The organism is Collinsella sp. AM33-4BH, assembly GCF_003469205.1.
Classification (GTDB): Bacteria; Actinomycetota; Coriobacteriia; order Coriobacteriales; family Coriobacteriaceae; genus Collinsella.
In genome coordinates this window covers 24,422-45,300 of record NZ_QSIN01000007.1, presented here as the reverse complement: position 1 = coordinate 45,300, position 20,879 = coordinate 24,422, and the positions used below count along the sequence as shown (strand labels likewise).

Genomic DNA, 20,879 nt, shown 5'->3' with positions numbered 1-20,879 from the left:
TTTAAAATACCTGCTCAGTTGTGATTTATGGTGCTGGGAGGCGCTTGTGGGCAAGGCTAGGGCTAAGGCGAAGAAAAAGACGACGGGGGCGCGGGCTAAGCGTGATCGTCGTCGGAAGCTCGCGACCGAACCCCCTGCATCTGCTGAGGAGTTGCTGGCGAGTGTACCGGGGCTTGACGCGCTGCAGGATGTTCCGGCGTTTGATGACCTGCCGGTCGATGAAGCTCAGCAGGCTGCCTTTGATGATTTCTGCGCACATGCCGAGGAGCCCGAGCAGATGCAGCTTGGCGCCGTGGTGCGCTTGGATCGTGGGTTTCCGCTGGTGGCGACTGCCGACGATACCTTCCGCGCCGAGCATGCCGTGGGATTTGCCAAGTCGCGCGGTGGGGACGAGGTCCTGCTGCCTGCCGTGGGCGATCGTGTGGCGGTGCGCCGCGCTCCCGGGCACGATATGGGCGTGATTGAATGCGTGCTGCCGCGCCGTACGAGCTTTGAGCGTTGGCGCGGCCGTGCCCGCGGAGAGCGCCAGGTGCTCTGCTCCAACGTGGATAGCGTGCTAATCGTGCAGGCGCTCGGTGCCGGCGAGGTGCTGCTCGACCGTGTGGCGCGTTCGCTGGTATTGGCGCTCGACTGCGATGCCGAGCCGGTGGTGGTACTCACCAAAGCTGACCGCTGCGATGCCGAGGAACTCGAGCGCGATCTGGACCGCGTGCGCCGCCTGGTGGGTCCGAACGTGCGCGTGATCGTGACGTCCTCTGCCGAGGGCCGCGGCCTGGACGAGGTCCGTGCCTGCGTGCCTGCCGGGAGCTGCGCCATGATTCTGGGCGAGTCGGGTGCCGGCAAGTCGACGCTGCTCAATGCGCTGCTGGGCCACGATACGTTGGCGACCGGCGGTGTGCGCGAACGCGACGATCAGGGCCGTCACACTACCGTCGCGCGCGTGATGGTGGCACTGCCGGGCGACGCCGGCGTGATCGCCGATGCCCCGGGCCTGCGCAGCCTGCCGCTCGTGGGTCACGAGCGGGGTCTGGCGCGCGCTTTCCCCGAGATTGTCGAGGCATCGCGCGCGTGCCGGTTTGGCGATTGCACGCATACCCATGAGCCGGGCTGCGCCGTTCGCGAGGCCGATGACGCCGGGCAGATCGATAGCCTGCGTCTGGAAACGTTCCAAAACCTGGCGTCATCCATGCGCGTGAGCGCTCAAATGCTCGATCCCGATGTCCATCTGTAATTGATTTTTCCTATGACAGCCGTCTCCCAACTGTTCGGGAGACGGCTTTTTTTGCTGCGGAAAAGCTTCGAAACATACAGTTTGCTGACGTGCTGACCAAAACCTTGCCACGAGCTTGACGGGCTGGTCAGCTTTTGGTCAGCGATTGGTTTGACATCGAAAACCAAGATTGCGATTGCGCCGCTTTGCACTCTGGCCGCCCAGACAATGGTGGTACGGGCATTCGCCCGGCACTGCCATGAGAGGAGCGGCCGTGAACAAGAGCAAGCGCATCGCCATCAGTCTGGTCGCGGGCGTGCTCGCTGCTCTGCTCTGCATGGTTTACGGCTCGTCGATCCGCTCGCAAGCCGAACAGGTCCAGGCTGAGACCTTGGCCAAGTACGGTGGCGATCGCGTCGAGGTATGCGTCGCGGCGCGCGATATCGATGTGGGCGAGACCCTCGATGAGACCAATGTCATAACCCAGGAGTGGCTGACGAGTCTGCTGCCGCGTGACGCGGCGACCGAGCTGCGCCAGGTGCGCGGCGACGTGACGACTTCGCGTATTCCCAAAAACGCCGTGATCTGCAATGTCTACACCAAGGCCGAGAGCCACATGCTCGAGGTGCCTAAGGGTAAGGTCGCCGTTTCGGTGGCGGTCGATGCCGAGCACTCGGTCGGCGGTGCTGCGGGCGTGGGCAGCTACGTGGACGTGTACGTGCAAAAAGACGGCGTAACCGATCGGCTGTGCGGCGCGTACGTGATCGATACCAGTGAGGATTCCGGTTCCACGCGCGAGGGCAAGATCGAATGGGTGACGCTGGCGGCTGACCCCGAAGACGTCAAGGAACTGCTGGGAGCCTCGGGCAAGGGAACGGTCAGCTTGACGATTCCCGCCACGGCGCGCGGCAAAAAGAGCGGAGGCGACGAGTGATGAAGGCGATCTGGCTTGCGTGCTGCGCGTGCGGCGATTACGGGCTGTTGCAGCGGGAAGTCGAGGGCCGTGAGGCGGGTGCACAGGTGCTTCGCGTGGGTGACCTGGACGGGCTGGTTTCCATGGCGCGGGCGTTTCCGTCGCGCCGCGGGGCTGCCATCATCGCGGCGTCTCTGTTTGATACCGAAGATGTGCGCAAGACTGTTGCGCGCCTGACGGCCGAAGGCCGCGTGAGTCGCGTGGTCGTGTTGATAGAAGCGCTCGATCCGTCGGATATCGAGGGGCTGTTTCGCGCGGGGGCGACCGAGGTCATCGCTGCGCACAGTGTATGCGGCAACGGGCGCGCGGGCGAGGGAGCGGTTGATTCCGATCGGCACATGACGATTGAGCCCGATGCTTTTGTTGATAGGGAACCCGGGGCGCCTCGCGCTACAAGAGGTCCGCGTGTTGATGATTATGGAAAAGCGGAAGCCGAGCATGGTCGGCGCCCCCGGAACCCCCTTGTATGCGATGACGCTGGAGGGCCGGCGCAGCATGCTGGCGACTCCCCGGCTGTAGATATGGGATACGTGCACGGCGTGAATCTGGTGGATGAACTCGACGAAGTTGAGGGCTTTGCCGGGTGCGGCGAGTTGTCGCTAATGCAGCATGAGCAGATTGCGCAGAACGAGCCTGCCTCGCAGACCGAACAAGCTGCCATGCCGGCTTGGACGCAGCGTGTGGTTGCGGCGGGGGAGACGGGGGCGCTGCCACCGACGCCCGCCCCGCCGCCTCCGATGCCGCCGGCAGACGCTGCCGCTTCGCCGCATCGAGCTCTGGTCATCTGCGCCATTTCGGGTTCGGGCGGTTGCGGCAAGTCGACGATCGTTGCCACCATGGCACACACATCGTCGCTGTTGGGCTTGCGTGCCGCCGTGCTCGACCTGGACCTGATGTTTGGAAACCTTTACGACTTGTTAGGCGTCGATGCTCCGCGCGATATGGCGGCACTTATCGAGCCGTCGGCGGCGGGCACGCTCACCGAGCCGGATATCGTAGCCACATCGATGCGCGTGGCGCCGGGCGTTACGCTCTGGGGTCCCGTCGCGGCGCCCGAGCAAGCTGAGCTCATGGCGCGTCCGGTGGAGCTACTGCTTGATGTTCTGCGTCGCGAATCCGACGTGGTCTTTATCGATACCTCGGTCTTTTGGGGCGACGCCGTGGCGGCTGCGGTGGCGGCGAGCGACCGTTGCCTGGTCGTTGGCGATGCGGCGGTGTCGTCCGCGACATCGGCGTCGCGCGTCATCGAACTGGCAAGTCGAGTAGGTGTGCCGCGCACGCGCATGAGCGCCGTGTTCAACCGGTTCGGTGCGCGCGGGGCAGACGAGGACGTCGCCATGCGCTTTGAGATTGCCTGTGCGTTGAGCTCCAAGATTCGTATCGCCGATGGCGGGCAGGATCTCGCCGCGCTCATGGCGTTTGGGCGCGCTGACGAGGCGGTGGGGCAGACCAGTGCTTTTGCGACTAGCATGCGCGAGGCCACGCGCGAGATGCTCGTGGAACTGGGGTGCGCCGTCGGCCCTTGGGGCGATATGGTCGCCGACCGTGCAACGCGTACCGAACGCCCGCGTATCCGCCTTCCCTGGTTGCGCGAGGGTGATCAGCGATGAGCCTGCAGACGAGGATTAAGGCTGCCGGCGCTGCGGCGGCGGCAGCGCCTGTAGATGCGGGGCGTCGCCGCGCCGTGAAACGACGCACCAAGCGCGCCGTGATGGACCGCATGGGTTACGACGAAGTGGCGCGTATCAGCGCCTATATCGACCCGGCACTTGCCCGCTCGGAATTGCGTCCCGCGGTGGAGGCGGCGCTCAATGTTGAGGAGCCGACCGATCTCGCGACGCCCGAGCGCGAAACCATCATCGACGAGATTTTGGATGACGTGGTGGGCTTGGGGCCGTTGCAGCCGCTCATCGAGGACGACACCGTTACCGAGATCATGATCAACGGCTGCCGCTCGGCTTTCTTTGAACGCGGCGGCGTCTTGTACCCCATCGAGCATGCGTTTGAGGATGATGAACAGATCCGTGTGCTTATCGACCGCATCATCTCGCCACTTGGCCGCCGTATCGACGAGCGCAGCCCCATCGTCAACGCCCGCCTCAAAACGGGCTATCGCGTCAACGCGGTGATTCCGCCTGTGGCGATTGACGGACCGATTCTCACCATCCGAAAGTTCTCGGACCGTATCTGCTCGCTGGACGAGCTTGTGGGGCTGGGGTCGCTGCCGCTTTGGTATGCGCAGCTGCTGTCGTGCGCGGTGTCGCTGCGACAGGACCTGGCGGTTGCGGGAGGCACGGGATCTGGTAAGACCACCCTGCTCAACGCGTTGTCATGTGAGATTTCCACCGGCGAGCGCATCGTGACGATCGAGGACTCTGCCGAGCTCAAGTTTGCGCATCATCCGCACGTGGTGCGCCTAGAGGCGCGCGAGGCTTCAATTGAGGGTGAAGGCGCGGTGACGATCCGCGACCTGGTAACTAATGCCCTGCGCATGCGCCCCGACCGCATCGTGGTGGGCGAGGTGCGCGGTGCCGAGTGCTGCGACATGTTGCAGGCCATGAACACGGGCCACGACGGGTCGCTCACCACACTTCATGCGGGTTCAGAACAGGAGACCGTGGTGCGTCTGACGTTGCTTGCGCGTTATGGCATCGACCTGCCGAGTGAGCTCATCGAGGAGCAGATTGCCATGGCGCTCGACGGTATCGTGATGTCCGAGCGCCACGCCGATGGCAGGCGCTTCGTCTCCTCGTATTCGGGGGTGCGACGCGCCGCATCGGGCGGCGTAGAGCTCGAGCGCTATGTGACGTTCGATGCCGCCGAGCGCACCTGGACGCTTGACCGCGAGCCGCCGTTTATCGCAGAAGGCCTGCGGTCGGGGACGCTCACACAAGAGGAGGTGGACGAATGGAGATCACTGTGCCCCTCGTCGTAGGGGGCTTGGCAGGGCTTTCTGTCGCGACGGCGTGCGGGGCGGAACCTCGTGTGCCGCAGGTACCGCCGGCGGAGCTGGCACGTCAGGCGCTCGAGACGGTGGCAGAGAAGCTGCCGCGTGAGCTGGTGGAAAACGATCTGCTGAAAAAGATCGCCCGTTCGTGGGCATCGCTGGCTCCGGCGCATCGCCTTGGCCTCGTGATCGAAGATGCTTCGGGACGTTTGGCGTTTCTGCTGCTATCGAGCGGTGTCTGCTGCGTTTTACTAACGATGGTGTCGTTATCGCCCCTCGGATTTGCCTTGGGACTTGTTGCTCCGTTTGCCGTTGGTGCCGCTCGGGATGGCTTTGAGAGCCGGCGCGAGCAACACGATGCAGAAGAGGCAATGCCCGAGGCGTTTACCGCACTTTCCATGTCGCTTGCCTCGGGACATTCGCTGGCCCAGGGCATGCGCTTTGTGGGCGCTCATGCGCAAGAGCCAGTGCATAACGAGTTTTTGCGGGTGGCGGCGGCGATCGATTGCGGCATCTCGGCGACCGACGCGCTCGATGACTTGCTCGTGCGTATCGACGCCCCCGGTCTTTCGCTTGTGACCTTGGCGCTTAAGGTGTCTCAGCGCACCGGCGCTCCGCTTGCCGACTTACTGTCCGAGGCATCGAGCATGGTGGGGGAGCGCATTGAGCTCAAGCGCCGCCTGGATGTTAAGACGTCGCAGGCTCGCATGTCTGCGCATATGGTCGCGGCGATGCCGGCGGGCATGTGCGCGGTGTTGGCGCTGCTTTCGGCAGATTTTCGTCGCGGTCTTGCGACGCCTGCCGGCGCGGGCGCTGTGGTGCTGGGTCTTGCCCTCAACGCCGTTGCCCTGGTGGTTATCCGGCGCATTATGAGGGTGGAGCTATGAGCGCCCTGGTTGCAGTTGCGGCTTGCCTGTGCGCCCTGAGTGTATTTGTCGCGACGGGTTTGGATCGGGTGGATGCGCGCAAGATCGCAGGGGCCTGCAAGCGCGAGGCGGTGCTGGTCGCTGCTGCGGGTTGCTCGGTGGTCGATGCTCTGACCGCGCGAGTGAAGGGCGCGGTTGGAGCGGGCGGCCCGGCGCGAGTGTCGCTCGGCGAAGTGTCCGAGATGATCGATGTTGTGCGCTTGGGTCTTTCGGCCGGTCTTTCGTTTGATGCGGCGCTTGAGATTTTCTGCGCCAACCGCCGGTCAGTGCTGGCTCTTCGCCTTGAGCGCGCCTGCATGGCGTGGCAGGTGGGCGTGGGCACGCGTGAGGACGAGTTGTTGGCCGCCGCGCGCGACCTGGACGTGCGAGCGCTCGAGACCTTTGCCATCACGGTGGGGCAGGCGCTCGCCCTGGGTGCCCCACTTGCCGAGACGCTGGCCGCTCAAAGTCGCGAGATCCGTGCGGCTCATCGCGCCGCGGTCGAGCGCGAGATCGAACGTGCGCCCGTCAAGCTGCTGATTCCCACCGGCACGCTCATCTTGCCGGCGTTGCTTCTGTCCATATTGGGCCCGCTGCTGGGAGCAGGCGGGATGATGTAGGGAGGAATACATGAACACGATGACTGACGCTGCTGGCAAGGTCCAGGGCTGGGCGTTTTGCCGGGCGGCACATGTTCGTCAGCGCGCCAAGGAACTATTGCAGGAGGAGAGTGCACAGGGTACCACCGAGTATGCCATCTTGGTCGGCGTGCTCGTGGTGATCGCGATTATCGCCATCGTCGCATTTAAGGGCAAGGTCCAAGATCTATGGAACGCTATCAGCGAGGGCATCAACAGCCTGTAGAGGGCGAGCGTCCCATCGGGGTGCTGCTGGTGTTTGCTTGCCTGACCGTGGCGATAGCGGCGGTGCTTTGGGGGCTTAACGTCGCGCGGCAGCAGCGTCCTGGGACCGCCTCCGATTTGGGCTCAGATTCGGCGGTGGCGTCTCAAGAAGATGAGATGCGAGATGCGGACGATTCGGATGTCGCTATCACGGCGCAAACCTTTCTGCGGACGCTCGACAAGCGGTCTGGCACTGCGACGGATTCGCCTGAGGGCAACGCGATTGCGGTCCGGCTTGCATGGTCCGAGGACCGACCGATGACCGAAGCGGCGGAGGATATGCTGCGTGCCTATCGCGAGGTACCCACGGCACAACTTGCTCTGAGCGGCTATCTCGACATCAAGGGAAACGTGTGGGGCGCTATCGTGCGTGACGGACGCGGCTGGGTCGATATGGTGACGGTTGCCGCGGATACTGGCGATGCTTCGTGTCGTCTGCGCGCCGTGCGCCTGGTCCCGCAAACAATAAGCTCAAAGGAGGGATCGTGAAATGCATGGCGTTCTGCGTGAAGAGGTTGCCCAAGCGACTGTGGAATACGCCATCGTCACGGTGGCGCTGTTATCGATCGTGCTGGCGATCGCGGGGCTTTGGCGCGCTGGCACCGATGGGCGCTTGGCGGCGCTGGTTGAGCGGGCGGCATCCCATGGCGTTGCCTCGACATCGGTTATCGACGCCGCTGCGGGCGCTAAGGACATCGCGTTGTATTGATATCGCGCGTGAGGACCGGGCGCAGTCAACGGTCGAGGCCGCTTTTTTGCTGCCGACGTTTCTGACGCTCATCCTTCTCGCACTGCAACCGGTGTGCCTGCTCTATACGCGCGCGGTCATGGAGTCTGCCGCCGCCGAGACCGCGCGGCTCATGACCACGACGACGGCGGAGGACGACGATCTTAAGGAGTTTACCCGCCGCCGGCTTGCCGCAGTGCCCAACGTTTCGATCTTTCATGCCGGCGGGCCGTTGTCGTGGGATATCGAGCTTGGCCGGGCAGATGCGGGTAGCGTCTCGTCCGTGTCCGTTTCCGGCGAGGTCAAGCCGTTGCCTGTGATCGGTGCGTTTGCGCAGGCTATGGGTGGTACCGCCGAGGGCGGCTACGTTGAGCTCAAAGTCGATGTCTCGTATCAATCGCGTCCCGAATGGCTGGAGGGAGACTATGATTCGTGGATTGCTACATGGGATTAAGCGTTTCTGGTCTAGACGCGTTTTGACGTGCCGTCCGAGCTGCCATCGCAAGCGAGGCGGCTTTATGGGTCGAGCCGGTGTCGATCTGTTTATCGAAGACGGTGCCTACACCACGCTCTCCTCTGCGGTGGTCATCTTGGTGGTGCTCACGCTGCTGTTTTCGTCGACGGCGGCGATATGGAGCATGTCGCGTGCCGGGGATACCCAGGTGGCGGCCGATAGCGGCGCGCTGGCGGGTGCCAACGTAGTGTCGTCCTATCACACGGCTGCCACGGTGGTTGATGCGAGCATCTTGAGTCTGGGGCTGGCGGGGTTTGCCACGATCGGGACGGGCCTGGTCGCCATCCTCATCCCGGGTGCCGAACCAGTTGCCGGCAATATGGTCGACACCGGGATTGAGATCATTAAAACGCGCAACAAGTTTGCAAAAAGCGCATCGGAAGGCTTACAGAAAATCGAGACGGCTCTGCCGTATCTGATCGCCGCGCGTGCCACGCAGGCGGTGTCGGCGCAGGATACCGATAGTGTGACCTATACCGGTACGGCGCTTGCCGTGCCCAGGACATCCGAGTCTGATTTTGTTGCGCTCGAGGGTTCCGAGATCTCGACCGATGCCATTAAAGATGCGTCAGATGATTTAGAGCTCGCAGCCAAAAAGTTGAAGGAGGCTTCTGAGGATACGGCGAAAGCAAAAGAGCGCGCCTGGCTTGCGGACTGCGGCGGGTCGGACAAGGGCACGATTGGTGGCCGTTCGTGCATGTGGGAGCGCGCGAAGAAGCTGGCGTCGCTGCCGGGCGAGCTCAACCCACATTACGCATCGAGCGTCACGTGGGAGCCCCAGGTGGCGCTTGACCGAGCGAGAACATATTACCGTCAGCGCCTTGCTAACGAAAAGCCGCTTGGAAGCGGTGTCGAGATGCAGGCGGAGTCTGCCGCTCGAAAGGCGTTCTATCGGTATGCCGGTGAAGAGCTCGGGCGAGCCTCCATCGTGGACGACGGCACGAGCGTCGTCGCGGACCTGCCGCTGCTGCCGCGCAACGCGGACGAGGCCAGGGCGAGCGATCTTTATACCGATGCCGCGTGGCCGACGAGCAGCAATGACGGCAAGACGTACATCCATTATGGAACTGGCTGCCCAAACTATAAAAAGGGAGCGCCGGGAGGACTGTCATCGGTTGCTGACTTTGACGGGAGAGAAGCATGCGACCGCTGCCATTTTGGAGTCAAGACACTGGGTGCCGTCGCCGCTCCTTCTACATCGATCGAAAACGGCTTCGAGTATCACTTTGACAAGTTCAAAGACGCCCTGGAAGGCTACGTCGAATGCCGCAACAAAGAGCTCGAGCTCGAACGTCAGACCGAAGACGAGACCGACCGTGCGAGCAATGCGTTTGACCAGGCCATCAAAGCGCTTTCGGGCGAGCGTCCACGTATCGCTCCGCCCGGTCGCAACGGCGTGGTTGCCTTTGCGGTTTCGGGTGCCATCTCGAGCCCCGATGAGCTCAACTCTTCGTTTAACACGGCAGTCAGGCTTGGCGATCGCGGTGCCATCTCTGCCGCGGTGCTGGCGCCCGATGAGGCGACGGCGCAAAACAACGTGCTTTCGCGATTTTTCTCGACATTGAAGGAACGCTCGGGTGGCGTTGCCGGCGTACTCGACGGCGTCATGGATGTCTGGGGACGGCTGCTTGTGGGATACGGAGACATCCAAGGTTCGGCCGACGAACTTATGGACGAGATGATTAAAGGCCTAGGAGGGGGCAGCGGCGCGTTGGGCTCCATCGCATCGTGGCTCGGCGATACCGTTTCGGCGTCCGTGGCGGCGCTGGGTTTGGAACCGTGTGACTTGCGCCTGCGAAAGCCGGTGCTGACTGATTCCGCCAACGTCATTAAGAGCCCGGGGTCTGACATTGCTGGTCTCTCTCAAGCGCAAGACAAACTGCGAAGTATTCCGTTGGGCGTGACCGATCCCAAGGCGCTTTGCGAGGCGTTGGAATATCAAGTCGAACGCACCATCAGCGGTACGGTGTTCACGCTTGCGGAGATTCCTCTGCCCGGCGGCGGCTCCATCCCGCTCACCGTCGATGTCGCCACGCTGGTTGGCGCTCTGGGCGGTGGGTCGTAATGAGTATCCGCATGCGTCTGCGCGAGGAGCGCGCCCAAGCGACGGTGGAGATAACAGTGGTTACGCCCGTTTTGCTGGTGCTGGCACTCATCGTATACAACGTCATGATCTATGCCAGCGCTGTCGCGCGCTTCGACCGCGTGGTGCCCGACATCGTGTTGGCGCACGCCGTGGCGCCGAGCGGGGAGGGCGACGAAAGCTCTGTCGATGCCTCGGCGACGGTCCGGACTCAAATTCTGAATGCCATGGAAGGCTATGACTTGCAGATCGAAGTGTCGAGCGAGCAAGGCGCGGAGGCATCGGATGGTGGCCTGCTCTCCCTATCCGGTACGTTTAGGACCTACACCTGCACCATGCACTATGAGCCGTGGCCGACTTCTCTCAGCATCGCTGGCGTTCCGCTGGGGGCGCCGACAACGTTGTCGCACGAGCGCGCGGTGACGGTCGATCCATGGCGTCCGGGGGTGGTCATGTGACCGCGGTCTCGTCCTACATCGCCTACGCGCGGGCACTCAATAGGCTGGGCTGGACGCCGGCCGAGTTTGCGGTGGCGGAGTCGTTTGCCGTGCGCCTGCGCGGCATGCTGGGACGGTGTCCGGTTGCCGCCAACGGTCTGCCGCTCGTCATGGCATTTCCACGCTGCTCTTCGGTCCATACGTGTTTTATGGCCTATCCCATCGATATCGCCTTTATCGATGCACGTGGCTATGTCCTCGTATGCTACGAAAACGTACGTCCCTGGCGTATGTGCTCCTGCCCCGGCGCCTGGGCCGTACTAGAGCGTCCTTCAATCATTGTTTCGACCCCTGCTCTCCAACGCGTGCCGGCTTAAGAATTGGCGACAGCGGACTTTCGTCATACGAAATTGGGTAAGATGGAGGAGAAGATGCATGGATGTTGAGATCCATCCCAACGCTAAAAAGCACCTGACGGAAAAGCAGGTGCTTGGCGCTTGGCTTGCGGTTACTGAGTGCATTCGTCGCGAGCCGAAGGACGAGCCGCCGAGATGGCTTGCGATTGGATGGCTCCCAGACGGACGAAGCGTGGAGCTTGTCGCGGTCGAGCTTGTCCGTGGGGGCTTATCATTCATGCCTTGTCTCCAGTCCAGAAGAAATTTTGGCAGGAGATTGAACGGGCTCGGCAAAGGGGTCGATGATGGGCAAGACGTATACGGCCGCTAATGGTCAGGTTGTAACGGATGAAATGATTGACGCGTGGTGCGAGTCGTACGAGCGCGGAGAGTTTCCGGATGGCGAACACACCGTTGGTGGGATCGTGCATGGACGGCCCCCACTCTCGGGTGAGGGGACGGCAACGCTGTCGGTCAAGATTCCTCTGGGAATGAAGGAGGCCATTCGTCGACGGGCGGCTGCCGAGGGGATGACGCCAAGTGAGTTTGCCCGTGCGGCTCTGAGCGAAAAACTTCTTGCTGCCGGCTGATGCCTCTGACGTGCCGATTTAAAGAACCGAGGCTGTGCTCAAAAACTTTTTTGAAATTCTCGGTTGACCGGAACGCGTCCTTGGTTATACTAATCAAGCCTTGAAACAAGGCACACCTCAAATGGCTGGGTAGCTCAGTTGGTAGAGCAGAGGACTGAAAATCCTCGTGTCAGGGGTTCGATTCCCTTCCCCGCCACCTTGAATTGACTAGGACCTCTGCAAAGGGGTCCTTTTCTTTTATGTAGCCCTCGCACGGAATCGAACCCCGTGAGGGCGCGGAGCTGAGTAAACGCGTAAGCGTTTGCCAGCGCAGCTCGCAAGGCGCGTAAGCGCCGCAGCGGTCCGTCCGCGCAGCGCGCGGACGCGATTCCCTTCCCCGCCACCTTGAATTGACTAGGACCTCTGCAAAGGGGTCCTTTTCTTTTATGTAGGGTTCTGCGGAAACTGCGTCCCAGAATAAGGGCTCAGAACGGGACACACTTTCCGGTGCCTGCCTCCGGCGCGCGTACACACCTCGTCGCACCATTCCGAGTCCGTCTGCTCCCAGACATTCCTCCCACTTTCGCGTCACTTTGCAGACCGTTCGGTCGCCTGTCCGCACACGCGGGTATACTCAAAACGATACTTATCCTACGCAATACGATGCGGGTTCGACCTGCATGATCCGAAGGAGGCAGTGATGGAGAGGATACTCGGCGTTAATCTCTCTGGCTGGTTTATTCCCGAGCCTTGGGTGACCCCGTCGCTGTACGCGGCGACCGGTGCATCCAACGCGGCTGAGCTACAGGAGGCCATGGGTACCGCCGCCTATAACGAGCGCATGCGCCGCCATTACGAGACGTTTGTGAGCGAGGACGATTTTCGCCGCATGGCGCAGATCGGTCTCAATGCCGTGCGTCTGCCGGTGCCCTGGTATGCCTTTGGCTCACAGGAGTCCGATGCCTCCTACATATCGGTTGTCGATTACATCGACCGCGCAATTGAGTGGGCTGCCAAGTACGACATCCGCGTGCTGCTCGATCTGGCAACCGTGCCCGGTGGCCAGGGCGATTCCAACGATTCGCCCACCACGCCGGAGGTTGTTGCCGAGTGGCATTCGTCCACCAACGGCCGTCATGTCGCACTCGACGTGCTCGAGCGCTTGGCCGATCGCTATGGCGAGGCCGAGAGCCTGCTGGGCATTGAGCTGCTGGACACGCCGCAGATGAGCGTTCGCAAGAGCCTCTTCACCATGACGGATGGCATTCCTGCTCACTACCTGCGCAATTTCTATCGCGATGCCTACGAGCTCGTCCGTTCGTATATGCCCGAGGATAAGATCGTCGTCTTCTCGTCGTCGGGGCATCCCAGCGAGTGGAAGCATTTTATGCGCGGCGCCAAGTACAAGAACGTCTACATGGACCTTCACCTGTACCATTACCGCGACGAGTATGCGCTCGACATCACGAGCCCTCGCGGGCTGACGACGGCGATTTCGCGTAACAAGCGCGAGCTTAAAGAAGCGATTTCGACTGGGTTCCCCGTGCTGGTGGGCGAATGGTCGGGCGCGGCGATCTTTGCCAACTCGTCGGTTACGCCCGAGGGCCGCAATGCCTACGAGCGCGTGTTTATCGCCAACCAGCTGGCTTCGTTTGCGCCGGCTGCCGGTTGGTTCTTCCAAACGTGGAAGACCGAGAAGCGCATTGCAGCATGGGACGCCCGCGCGGCGCTCGGTACGCTCGAGCGCGGCATGATTGAATAGGTTGATATGACGCAAAACAGCGCCCATACGGGCAAACTCTATGTGGTCGGCACGCCCATCGGCAACCTGGGTGACCTGTCCCCGCGCGTTGGCGAGGCCTTTGCCGCTGCCGATGTCATCTGCTGCGAAGACACGCGTGTGACGTCAAAGCTGCTGATGCACCTGGGCATTTCCAAGCCGCTTGTCCGTTGCGACGAGAATGTGATCGCTAGCCGCGCTGCCGGCCTGGTCGACCGTCTGCTGGCGGGGGAGACCCTCGCCTTTGCCTCGGACGCCGGCATGCCGAGCGTGTCCGATCCCGGCCAGGCGCTGATCGAGGCGGCGCGTGAGGCCGATGTGCCCGTCGAAGTTATTCCTGGGCCCTCTGCTTGCGTCACGGCGCTTGTTTCGTCCGGCATTCCCTGCGAGCATTTTTTCTTCGAGGGCTTTTTGGGCCGAAAGCACGGCGACCGTGTGCGCCGTTTGCAGCGCCTTGCCGTGGTGCCCGGCGCACTCATCTTCTACGAGTCTCCACATCGCATCGTGGCGACGCTCGAGGCCGTGGCGGAGGTCTTTCCCCAGCGTGAGGTTGCCGTCTGCCGCGAACTCACCAAGCTGCACGAGGAGGTCTTGCGCGGGCCCGCTGACCAGCTTGCCGAGGAGCTGCGTGCTCGCGGCGAGGTAAAGGGCGAGATTGCGCTGGTCATCGCGCCACCGAGCGAGGATGAGGAGGCCGGTATCGTGCCGGTCGGCGCCACGGCAGCGGATCCCGACGAGGCCCTGCGCGAGGATATCCGCGCCGCGCTCGAGGAGGGGGAGCCCGCGTCTGCGGTGGCCAAGCGCCTGTCTCAGAAGTATTCGCGCCGCAAGCGCGATGTCTATGCCATGGTGCTCGATATGCAATAGATGGAGGATATCCAGCCCTTGCGCTAGAATCATCCCCTGTATGCAACGTTTTTCTGGAGGACAAACCCCATGGATCAAAGCAAGCCTTCGTTCTTTATCACGACGCCCATCTACTACGTCAACGCCGATCCGCACCTGGGCACGGCTTATTCCACCATCATCGCCGACGTTCAGGCTCGCTATCGCCGCTCCGCCGGCTATAACGTCAAGTTCCTGACCGGCATGGACGAGCACGGCGAGAAGGTCGCCGAGGCCGCAGCCAAGCATGGTATGACGCCGCAGGAGTGGACCGACAGCCAGGCCCCGCACTTCAAGGAGCTTTGGAGCAAGCTCGAGATTTCCAACGACGACTTCATCCGCACCACCGAGCCGCGCCAGCATCATGCCGTGCAGTACCTGTGGGAGCGCATGAAGGAGTCCGGTTACCTGTATAAGGGCAGCTACGACGGCTGGTATTGCGTGCCTGACGAGACCTACTTCACCGATACGCAGGTCCAGAAGGGCGACGAGGAGTACGGCAGCGTCGGCCAGCACCTGTGCCCCGACTGCCACCGTCCGCTTGAGCGCGTGCAGGAGGAGTCCTACTTCTTTAAGCTTTCCGCCTTCCAGGACAAGCTGCTCAAGCTCTATGACGAGCATCCCGACTTTGTCGAGCCTGCGTTCCGCATGAACGAGGTGCGCAGCTTTGTCGAGGGCGGCCTTAACGACCTTTCCGTGAGCCGCACGAGCTTTGACTGGGGCATTCAGGTCCCGTTTGACGAGGGCCACGTGACCTACGTGTGGTTCGATGCGCTGCTCAACTATATGACGGCCGTCGGCTACGGTGTCGATACCGACGAGGCGCGTGCCGAGCTGGCCTATCGCTGGCCCGCGCAGTTCCACATCGTGGGTAAGGACATCATCCGCTTCCACTGCGTCATTTGGCCCGCCATGCTCATGGCCATCGGCGAGGCCCTGCCCGAGCACGTTTTTGCCCACGGCTTCCTGACCGTGCGCAATGCCGAGACCGGCAAGGCCGAGAAGATGTCCAAGAGCCGCGGCAACGCTATCGCTCCGCAGGACGTTATCGACATGCTGGGCGTCGAGGGCTATCGCTACTACTTTATGACCGACGTCGTCCCCGGCACCGACGGCGCCATCAGCTTCGATCGCATGGAGCAGGTCTACAACGCCGACCTGGCCAACAGCTGGGGCAACCTCATCTCGCGTTCGCTCAACATGAGCGGCAAGTACTTTGACGGCTGCGCACCCGCCAAGCCCGCATCGTTCGATGCGTTCGACAACCCGCTGGCAAAGATCGCCGACGGCCTGGTCGAGCGCTACATGGCCAAGATGGACGTGCTCGATTACGGCGGAGCCAAGGACGAGGTCATGGAGCTCATCCACGCCGCCAACCACTACATCGAGGACTCCGAGCCTTGGGCACTTGCCAAGGACGAGGCCAAGGCTGACGAGCTGGCGTTTGTGATCTACAACCTGCTCGAGGCCATCCGCATTGCCGCTCACCTGCTGATGCCGCTCATGCCTCAGACCTCTGCCGAGGCCCTGCGCCGCCTGTCCTGTGAGGGCGAGGCCGCGAGCGACGACCTCAAGGGCATTTGCACTTGGGGCCTGCTTGCCGGCGGTCAGCCCGTCGAGAAGGGCGATCCGCTGTTCCCGCGTCTGGCGTAGAGACCGCGCGAGCGCCATATCGGCAATTTGCTGTTTAGCTGTAAGGGCATGGCCGCCACGGTCCATGCCCTTTTGTTTCAAGACGCCGCCATCATGCTAAGGAGGCAACCATGACAACTTCGCCTTTGGCAAACCCCACGGCCACCAGGGAGCTGCTGGAGGAGTTTGGCCTTGCGACCAAGCATCGCCTGGGCCAGAACTTTCTAATCGACAATCATGTGATCGAACGTATCTGCGAGCTTGCCGAGCTTGCAGGTGACGAGCGCGTACTCGAGGTGGGTCCAGGTTGCGGTACGTTGACACTTGCGTTGCTGCAGGAAGCGGCGTGCGTTACGTCCATTGAGGCCGATTCCGAGCTTGAGCCGGTGCTCGATGCCCACGCCGCCGACTATGCCAACTTCCGCTTTATCATGGGCGACGCGCTTAAGGTGGGCCCGGAGCAGATTGAGCAGGCTGCGGGCGGTGAGCCGACGGTATTTGTCGCGAACTTGCCCTATAACGTGGCGGCGACGATCATTTTGCAATTTTTCCAGACGATGCCGGCGCTCAAGCGCGCCGTCGTCATGGTGCAAAAGGAGGTTGCCGATCGCATTGCCGCAGTGCCGGGCAACAAGACCTATGGCGGCTATACGGCAAAGCTTGGCCTGTATGCGCAGGTAACGGGTCGCTTTGAGGTGCCGCCGCGTTGCTTTATGCCGGCGCCACACGTGGACTCGGCCGTCGTGCGTATCGACCGTGTTGACGGTGTGGTGCCCGAAGGACTCGATCGCGAATTTGTAGCCCGCGTGATTGATGCTGCATTTGCTCAGCGTCGCAAGACCATCCGCAATTCCATGAGCGCCAACGGCTTTGCCAAGGACGTGCTCGATGCCGCCTTTGAGGCTTGCGGTATCGCACCCACCACGCGCGCCGAGACGCTCGGCGTCGCCGACTTTGTGTGCCTGGCTCGGGAGCTAATCCATGATGCCTAATGCCGAACGCGTGACGTTTACCAAGAAAAAGAAGACGGTTGCTTGTCCCGTGCCCTTGGCACCGCTTGCTGACACGCATGCGCATCTGCTTTCGTTTTGGGGCAAAGAAGTGCCCGAGACACTCGTGCGCGCCAAAGCCGCGGGCATCGACCTGTTGGTGACGGTCTTCGATCCCATTGCCGATAAGCGCAGCGTGACGGACTATAGCGACTGGCTGACGCGCGAGATTCTGCCGATGCAGGATATCCCGCAGATCAAGTATCTTGCCGGCGTGCATCCGTATGGCGCGCCGGACTATACCGACGACGTTCACGCACAGGTCGTTGCCGCACTCGATGACCCCTTATGCGCCGGTATTGGCGAAATCGGCCTGGACTACCACATGGACTATGATGACGATATCGCGCCGGCACCTCATAACGTGCAGATTGACTGCATGGCGCGCCAGCTCGAGCTTGCCGTGTGCCGTAACGTGCCGGTGGAGTTGCACCTGCGGCACGAGGACTCGGATGGGGAGCGCACCTCGCATATGGATGCGTACAACGTGCTTCGTGAGGTGGGCGTGCCCCAGGCCGGTTGTGTGCTGCACTGCTTTGGCGAGGACCGCGCCACGATGGAGCGCTTTGTGGAGCTGGGCTGCTATATCGCCTATGGTGGTGCGGCTACCTTTAAGCGCAACGACGACGTGCGCGAGGCATTTGCGGCAACCCCACTCGATCGAATTTTGTTCGAGACGGATTGCCCGTATATGGCTCCGGAGCCCATCCGCGGTCTTGAATGCGAGCCCGCAATGATCTCCATTACGGCAAACGCGCTGGTTAACGACCGTGTCGATCGCACTGGTGAGGATGCCGAAACAATCGCGCAAGCCGCTTGGGAAAATGCCTGCAAACTTTTTCAAAAATAGTTCTTGCGTTCGCGATGGCGCTCCGTTATTCTAATTCCTGCACGCGGGCGTGGCGGAATTGGCAGACGCGTACGGTTCAGGTCCGTATGGGGGCAACCCCATGAAGGTTCAAGTCCTTTCGCCCGCACCATTGATTGAAAGAGCTCCCAGCAATGGGAGCTTTTTTGTTACGGGCCCATCGCAGGGACTTGAACCTGTGAAGGAGCGAGCGTCAAGAAAACGCGGAGCGTTTTTAGCGAGCTGGCGAGTCCGCCGGCAGGCGGGCGAAGCCGGTGCGGATCCGCGCAGCGGATAGGCGGACGTCCTTTCGCCCGCACCATGGATTGAAAGAGCTCCCAGCAATGGGAGCTCTTTTTGTTATGCACGATCTCCTTGGACGGGTATCCTAATGGCAACGTGTGCCTATCAGAGGAGAGACCATGCTGTTTTCCGGTATCATCGCTGCCCTTACGAGCCTTTTGATTCCCATCATCATCCTGCTGCTGTTGTTTCCCAACGCCTGCTACGTCGTTGAGCAGCAGCACGCCGTAATCATCGAGCGCTTGGGTAAGTTCAACCGTATCGTCAACGCGGGCTTCCACGTGAAGGTGCCCGTGATCGACCGCAAGGCCGCCACGGTGAGCCTGCGCACCATGAAAAACGGTTTTGGCATCGACGTTAAGACCCAGGACAACGTGACCATCGGTCTTGAGGTCTCCGCTCAGTACCACGTGAGCTACGACATGGGCGCCGGCCCGGCAGATTCGGGCATCTACAAGAGCTACTACATGCTGCAGGAGCCCGTCGACCAGATGCGCGACTTCATCACCGACGCCCTGCGCTCCTCCATCCCCGTCTACACACTCGATGAGGTCTTTGCCAAGAAGGATGACATCGCCAAGGATGTCAACGCTACCGTTTCCGAGCAGATGGCCGCCTACGGCTTCACCCTCGTGTCGACGCTCATCACCAAAATCGCACTGCCGACCGAGGTTGAGAACTCCATGAACGACATCAACGCTGCCCAGCGCAAGCGCGCTGCCGCGCAGGAGCTCGCCGAGGCCGACCGCATCAAGCGCGTCACCGAGGCGACCGCCGAGGCCGAGGCTATGGAAAAGGCGGGCGAGGGCATCGCCAACCAGCGCAAGGCCATCGCGCTGGGTATCAAAGATTCGCTCGAGATCATCCAGGAGACGGGTGTCGGCAATGACGAGGCCAACCAACTGTTCATGTTTACGCAGTGGTCCGAGATGATGACGGAGTTCGCTCGCACGGGTAAAACCTCGACGGTCGTGCTGCCGAGCGACTTTTCGCAGTCGGCCTCGATGTTCGAGCAGATGCTGGCCGCCGGCAAAGTTCAAAACGATTCGAAGGAGTAGACGCGCGTGAAATACACCGTCGTTTGCGTCGGTAAGCTCAAGGAGCGCTTTTGGAAGGACGCGTGCGCTGAGTACACCAAGCGCCTAGGTGCCTATGCCAAGGTGGATATCCGCGAGGTGGCCGATATCGACCCGGCTAAGGCGGGCGGCGTGGATGCCGCGCGCGACAAGGAGGGGGCGGCGATTCTTGCCGCCTTGCCATCTCGAGCGCATGTGATCCTGCTGGCTATCGAGGGCAAGGAGCGCTCGAGCGAGGAGTTTTCGGCGAGGCTCGACGATCTTATGCTGCGAGGCGGCAGCGACATTGCCTTTGTAATCGGCGGTTCGGACGGCGTGAGCGATGACGTGCGCGCACGAGCCGACGAGATGCTCAGCTTTGGACGCATTACCTTGCCGCATAACCTGGCGCGTGTGGTGCTGCTAGAGCAGATTTACCGTGCCTGTAAGATCAGTCGTGGCGAGCCGTATCACAAATAGGTCGGCAATACGAAACAATGGCGTGGGACAATACCTTTCGTTTTGAGGAATGTGTCTGAAAGGACTATGCGATATGAAGATTGGATTTGTCGGTTTTGGCAATATGGCGAGCGCTATGGCCGATGGCTGGATCGCTGCCGGTGTAGCTGCGAGCGACATGTGCGCCTGCGCGGGTCGCTACGACGCACTGGTTGAGCGCTGCGAGGCGCGCGGCATGGTCGCCTGCCACGATGCCGCCGAGGTTGTCGCCGCATCCGATATCGTGGTCGCTGCGGTCAAACCGTACATGATCGAGAAGGTATTCGCCCCGCTCAAGGATGCTTTTGCCAAAAAGGTCGTTCTGTCGGTTGCCTGGACCTGGGACAGTGCCAAGTGGGAGCAGGTCCTGCCGGGCGTCGCGCATATCTCGACGGTGCCCAACACGCCGGTTTCGGTGGGCGAGGGCGTCATCGCCTGCGAGAAGGCTTCGACGCTTAACGACGAGCAGCGTGCTGTGGTGCTCGACCTGCTCGGTAAGCTTGGCGCTGTCGTCGAGCTCGACACAAGCCTGCTGTTTGTGGGCGGCACGGTGGGTGGTTGCGCTCCGGCGTTTGTCGCCATGGCAATCGAGGCCCTGGGCGATGCGGCGGTCAAGCACGGTATCCCGCGTGCGGATGCTTATCGCATTGTGAGCCAGATGGTGCTGGGTACGGCAAAGCTGCAGCTTGCAACTGGCCAGCATCCTGCGGCGATGAAGGATGCCGTATGCTCGCCCGGTGGTGCCACCATCAAGGGCGTCGTTGCGCTCGAGGACGCCGGCATGCGCAGCGCCCTGGTCAAGGCAATCGACGCAACCCTCCAGTAAAACCGACCAAAAACGGGACAGGTTTATGTTGGCAGGTATTTCCTGCGGTTTTGTCCTTTTAGCGAAAAGTGCCCCGCAACTGGCTCAATTCCAGTTGCGGGGCACTTGCGTTTGCCCAGATAAAACCGACCAAAATAAACCTGTCCCTTTTTGGCAGGTTAGTCCCAGAAGCTGTCTTCTTCGTCCTCGGACTTGGGGCCGCGGTCGACATACATCTTATGGGTGCGCTTCTCCATTACAAAGGCAATAATCGCAAACAGCAGGATGCCGCCGGCGAAAAGGATGGCAAAACCGGTGCGGGTGCCAAACAAAAAGGAAAAAACTGCGTCCATTGGGTGCCTT

Annotated in this window: 24 protein-coding genes and 2 tRNA genes; 25 read left to right on the top strand and 1 reads right to left on the bottom strand. The window is 61.7% G+C overall.

The features are described from left to right. Positions 1 to 277: 277 nt before the first annotated feature. From rsgA to proC, 25 genes are all read left to right on the top strand, one after another. Entirely contained in the window at positions 278 to 1,231 is a 954-nt protein-coding gene (gene rsgA / locus DW821_RS06460; protein WP_199584310.1) for a ribosome small subunit-dependent GTPase A, read from the top strand. A 253-nt stretch (positions 1,232 to 1,484) separates the two neighbouring features. Beyond that, positions 1,485 to 2,144: a Flp pilus assembly protein CpaB gene (gene cpaB / locus DW821_RS06455; protein ID WP_233540904.1), complete on the top strand. Its 660-nt coding sequence runs from the start codon at positions 1,485 to 1,487 to the stop codon at positions 2,142 to 2,144. Beyond that, complete coding sequence (locus tag DW821_RS06450; RefSeq protein WP_118066134.1) at positions 2,144 to 3,793, top strand: P-loop NTPase; 1,650 nt, start codon at positions 2,144 to 2,146, stop codon at positions 3,791 to 3,793. Before cpaB ends, DW821_RS06450 begins: the two co-directional genes overlap by 1 nt. Beyond that, the gene (locus DW821_RS06445) at positions 3,790 to 5,118 is read left to right on the top strand and encodes a CpaF family protein (protein ID WP_006235095.1); all 1,329 of its coding nucleotides are present in this window, start codon (positions 3,790 to 3,792) and stop codon (positions 5,116 to 5,118) included. Before DW821_RS06450 ends, DW821_RS06445 begins: the two co-directional genes overlap by 4 nt. After that, positions 5,091 to 6,017 (top strand): type II secretion system F family protein, encoded by a 927-nt coding sequence (locus DW821_RS06440; protein ID WP_118066132.1) that lies wholly within the window; start codon positions 5,091 to 5,093, stop codon positions 6,015 to 6,017. Before DW821_RS06445 ends, DW821_RS06440 begins: the two co-directional genes overlap by 28 nt. Beyond that, on the top strand, positions 6,014 to 6,655 hold the full coding sequence (locus DW821_RS06435; RefSeq protein ID WP_118066130.1) for a type II secretion system F family protein: 642 nt from the start codon (positions 6,014 to 6,016) through the stop codon (positions 6,653 to 6,655). Before DW821_RS06440 ends, DW821_RS06435 begins: the two co-directional genes overlap by 4 nt. 10 nt (positions 6,656 to 6,665) lie before the next feature. Then, entirely contained in the window at positions 6,666 to 6,899 is a 234-nt protein-coding gene (locus DW821_RS06430) for a hypothetical protein (RefSeq protein WP_089572694.1), read from the top strand. Continuing rightward, positions 6,863 to 7,426: a hypothetical protein gene (locus DW821_RS06425; protein WP_147487034.1), complete on the top strand. Its 564-nt coding sequence runs from the start codon at positions 6,863 to 6,865 to the stop codon at positions 7,424 to 7,426. Before DW821_RS06430 ends, DW821_RS06425 begins: the two co-directional genes overlap by 37 nt. 1 nt (position 7,427) lies before the next feature. Next, positions 7,428 to 7,646, top strand: coding sequence for a hypothetical protein (locus tag DW821_RS10120; RefSeq protein ID WP_022094024.1), 219 nt, complete (start codon positions 7,428 to 7,430; stop codon positions 7,644 to 7,646). Next, complete coding sequence (locus DW821_RS06420; RefSeq protein ID WP_118066126.1) at positions 7,582 to 8,118, top strand: TadE/TadG family type IV pilus assembly protein; 537 nt, start codon at positions 7,582 to 7,584, stop codon at positions 8,116 to 8,118. Before DW821_RS10120 ends, DW821_RS06420 begins: the two co-directional genes overlap by 65 nt. Before the next feature lie 64 nt (positions 8,119 to 8,182). After that, the gene (locus DW821_RS06415; RefSeq protein WP_118066124.1) at positions 8,183 to 10,243 is read left to right on the top strand and encodes a hypothetical protein; all 2,061 of its coding nucleotides are present in this window, start codon (positions 8,183 to 8,185) and stop codon (positions 10,241 to 10,243) included. Continuing rightward, positions 10,243 to 10,719, top strand: coding sequence for a hypothetical protein (locus DW821_RS06410; RefSeq protein WP_118066122.1), 477 nt, complete (start codon positions 10,243 to 10,245; stop codon positions 10,717 to 10,719). The genes DW821_RS06415 and DW821_RS06410 overlap by 1 nt, the downstream gene beginning before the upstream one ends. Further along, positions 10,695 to 11,075, top strand: a complete 381-nt coding sequence (locus DW821_RS06405; protein WP_089572686.1) for a DUF192 domain-containing protein — start codon at positions 10,695 to 10,697, stop codon at positions 11,073 to 11,075. The genes DW821_RS06410 and DW821_RS06405 overlap by 25 nt, the downstream gene beginning before the upstream one ends. A 58-nt stretch (positions 11,076 to 11,133) precedes the next feature. Next, positions 11,134 to 11,424, top strand: a complete 291-nt coding sequence (locus tag DW821_RS06400; protein ID WP_118066120.1) for a hypothetical protein — start codon at positions 11,134 to 11,136, stop codon at positions 11,422 to 11,424. Continuing rightward, positions 11,399 to 11,683 carry a ribbon-helix-helix domain-containing protein gene (locus DW821_RS06395; protein WP_035137167.1) on the top strand — a complete coding sequence of 95 codons (285 nt, stop codon included), beginning with the start codon at positions 11,399 to 11,401 and terminating at the stop codon, positions 11,681 to 11,683. The genes DW821_RS06400 and DW821_RS06395 overlap by 26 nt, the downstream gene beginning before the upstream one ends. A gap of 123 nt (positions 11,684 to 11,806) precedes the next feature. Beyond that, a tRNA-Phe gene (locus DW821_RS06390) sits at positions 11,807 to 11,879 on the top strand. Positions 11,880 to 12,362: 483 nt separating this feature from the next. Then, positions 12,363 to 13,424, top strand: a complete 1,062-nt coding sequence (locus DW821_RS06385) for a glycoside hydrolase family 5 protein (RefSeq protein WP_118066118.1) — start codon at positions 12,363 to 12,365, stop codon at positions 13,422 to 13,424. Positions 13,425 to 13,430: 6 nt separating this feature from the next. Then, complete coding sequence (rsmI, locus tag DW821_RS06380) at positions 13,431 to 14,309, top strand: 16S rRNA (cytidine(1402)-2'-O)-methyltransferase (protein WP_118066116.1); 879 nt, start codon at positions 13,431 to 13,433, stop codon at positions 14,307 to 14,309. Between the two features lie 69 nt (positions 14,310 to 14,378). Next, a complete protein-coding gene (metG, locus tag DW821_RS06375; protein ID WP_118066114.1) occupies positions 14,379 to 15,980 on the top strand; it encodes a methionine--tRNA ligase in 1,602 nt (533 codons plus the stop codon). Between the two features lie 110 nt (positions 15,981 to 16,090). Beyond that, entirely contained in the window at positions 16,091 to 16,951 is an 861-nt protein-coding gene (gene rsmA, locus DW821_RS06370; RefSeq protein ID WP_118066112.1) for a 16S rRNA (adenine(1518)-N(6)/adenine(1519)-N(6))-dimethyltransferase RsmA, read from the top strand. Further along, positions 16,941 to 17,858 (top strand): TatD family hydrolase, encoded by a 918-nt coding sequence (locus tag DW821_RS06365; protein ID WP_118066110.1) that lies wholly within the window; start codon positions 16,941 to 16,943, stop codon positions 17,856 to 17,858. Before rsmA ends, DW821_RS06365 begins: the two co-directional genes overlap by 11 nt. A 43-nt stretch (positions 17,859 to 17,901) precedes the next feature. Next, a tRNA-Leu gene (locus DW821_RS06360) sits at positions 17,902 to 17,988 on the top strand. 289 nt (positions 17,989 to 18,277) lie between these two features. Beyond that, on the top strand, positions 18,278 to 19,216 hold the full coding sequence (locus tag DW821_RS06355; RefSeq protein ID WP_117628983.1) for an SPFH domain-containing protein: 939 nt from the start codon (positions 18,278 to 18,280) through the stop codon (positions 19,214 to 19,216). Between the two features lie 6 nt (positions 19,217 to 19,222). Then, the gene (gene rlmH, locus DW821_RS06350) at positions 19,223 to 19,693 is read left to right on the top strand and encodes a 23S rRNA (pseudouridine(1915)-N(3))-methyltransferase RlmH (RefSeq protein WP_117637379.1); all 471 of its coding nucleotides are present in this window, start codon (positions 19,223 to 19,225) and stop codon (positions 19,691 to 19,693) included. Positions 19,694 to 19,766: 73 nt separating this feature from the next. Next, complete coding sequence (gene proC, locus DW821_RS06345) at positions 19,767 to 20,537, top strand: pyrroline-5-carboxylate reductase (protein WP_117637378.1); 771 nt, start codon at positions 19,767 to 19,769, stop codon at positions 20,535 to 20,537. A 158-nt stretch (positions 20,538 to 20,695) separates the two neighbouring features. Here proC and DW821_RS10260 read toward each other — a convergent pair whose 3' ends face one another. Next, positions 20,696 to 20,869, bottom strand: coding sequence for a DUF6724 family protein (locus DW821_RS10260; RefSeq protein ID WP_168170424.1), 174 nt, complete (start codon positions 20,867 to 20,869; stop codon positions 20,696 to 20,698). Between the last annotated feature and the right edge of the window lie 10 nt (positions 20,870 to 20,879).

Excerpts from the sequence above, each read along its gene's own strand:
- rsgA (WP_199584310.1), top strand. The coding sequence starts at position 278 with ATGCAGCTTGGCGCCGTGGTGCGCTTGGATCGTGGGTTTCCGCTGGTG.
- DW821_RS06450 (WP_118066134.1), top strand. The coding sequence starts at position 2,144 with ATGAAGGCGATCTGGCTTGCGTGCTGCGCGTGCGGCGATTACGGGCTG.
- DW821_RS06445 (WP_006235095.1), top strand. The coding sequence starts at position 3,790 with ATGAGCCTGCAGACGAGGATTAAGGCTGCCGGCGCTGCGGCGGCGGCA.
- DW821_RS06440 (WP_118066132.1), top strand. The coding sequence starts at position 5,091 with ATGGAGATCACTGTGCCCCTCGTCGTAGGGGGCTTGGCAGGGCTTTCT.
- DW821_RS06435 (WP_118066130.1), top strand. The coding sequence starts at position 6,014 with ATGAGCGCCCTGGTTGCAGTTGCGGCTTGCCTGTGCGCCCTGAGTGTA.
- DW821_RS06430 (WP_089572694.1), top strand. The coding sequence starts at position 6,666 with ATGAACACGATGACTGACGCTGCTGGCAAGGTCCAGGGCTGGGCGTTT.
- DW821_RS06425 (WP_147487034.1), top strand. The coding sequence starts at position 6,863 with ATGGAACGCTATCAGCGAGGGCATCAACAGCCTGTAGAGGGCGAGCGT.
- DW821_RS10120 (WP_022094024.1), top strand. The coding sequence starts at position 7,428 with ATGCATGGCGTTCTGCGTGAAGAGGTTGCCCAAGCGACTGTGGAATAC.
- DW821_RS06420 (WP_118066126.1), top strand. The coding sequence starts at position 7,582 with ATGGCGTTGCCTCGACATCGGTTATCGACGCCGCTGCGGGCGCTAAGG.
- DW821_RS06415 (WP_118066124.1), top strand. The coding sequence starts at position 8,183 with ATGGGTCGAGCCGGTGTCGATCTGTTTATCGAAGACGGTGCCTACACC.
- DW821_RS06410 (WP_118066122.1), top strand. The coding sequence starts at position 10,243 with ATGAGTATCCGCATGCGTCTGCGCGAGGAGCGCGCCCAAGCGACGGTG.
- DW821_RS06405 (WP_089572686.1), top strand. The coding sequence starts at position 10,695 with ATGGCGTCCGGGGGTGGTCATGTGACCGCGGTCTCGTCCTACATCGCC.
- DW821_RS06400 (WP_118066120.1), top strand. The coding sequence starts at position 11,134 with ATGGATGTTGAGATCCATCCCAACGCTAAAAAGCACCTGACGGAAAAG.
- DW821_RS06395 (WP_035137167.1), top strand. The coding sequence starts at position 11,399 with ATGGGCAAGACGTATACGGCCGCTAATGGTCAGGTTGTAACGGATGAA.
- DW821_RS06385 (WP_118066118.1), top strand. The coding sequence starts at position 12,363 with ATGGAGAGGATACTCGGCGTTAATCTCTCTGGCTGGTTTATTCCCGAG.
- rsmI (WP_118066116.1), top strand. The coding sequence starts at position 13,431 with ATGACGCAAAACAGCGCCCATACGGGCAAACTCTATGTGGTCGGCACG.
- metG (WP_118066114.1), top strand. The coding sequence starts at position 14,379 with ATGGATCAAAGCAAGCCTTCGTTCTTTATCACGACGCCCATCTACTAC.
- rsmA (WP_118066112.1), top strand. The coding sequence starts at position 16,091 with ATGACAACTTCGCCTTTGGCAAACCCCACGGCCACCAGGGAGCTGCTG.
- DW821_RS06365 (WP_118066110.1), top strand. The coding sequence starts at position 16,941 with ATGATGCCTAATGCCGAACGCGTGACGTTTACCAAGAAAAAGAAGACG.
- DW821_RS06355 (WP_117628983.1), top strand. The coding sequence starts at position 18,278 with ATGCTGTTTTCCGGTATCATCGCTGCCCTTACGAGCCTTTTGATTCCC.
- proC (WP_117637378.1), top strand. The coding sequence starts at position 19,767 with ATGAAGATTGGATTTGTCGGTTTTGGCAATATGGCGAGCGCTATGGCC.
- DW821_RS10260 (WP_168170424.1), bottom strand. The coding sequence starts at position 20,869 with ATGGACGCAGTTTTTTCCTTTTTGTTTGGCACCCGCACCGGTTTTGCC.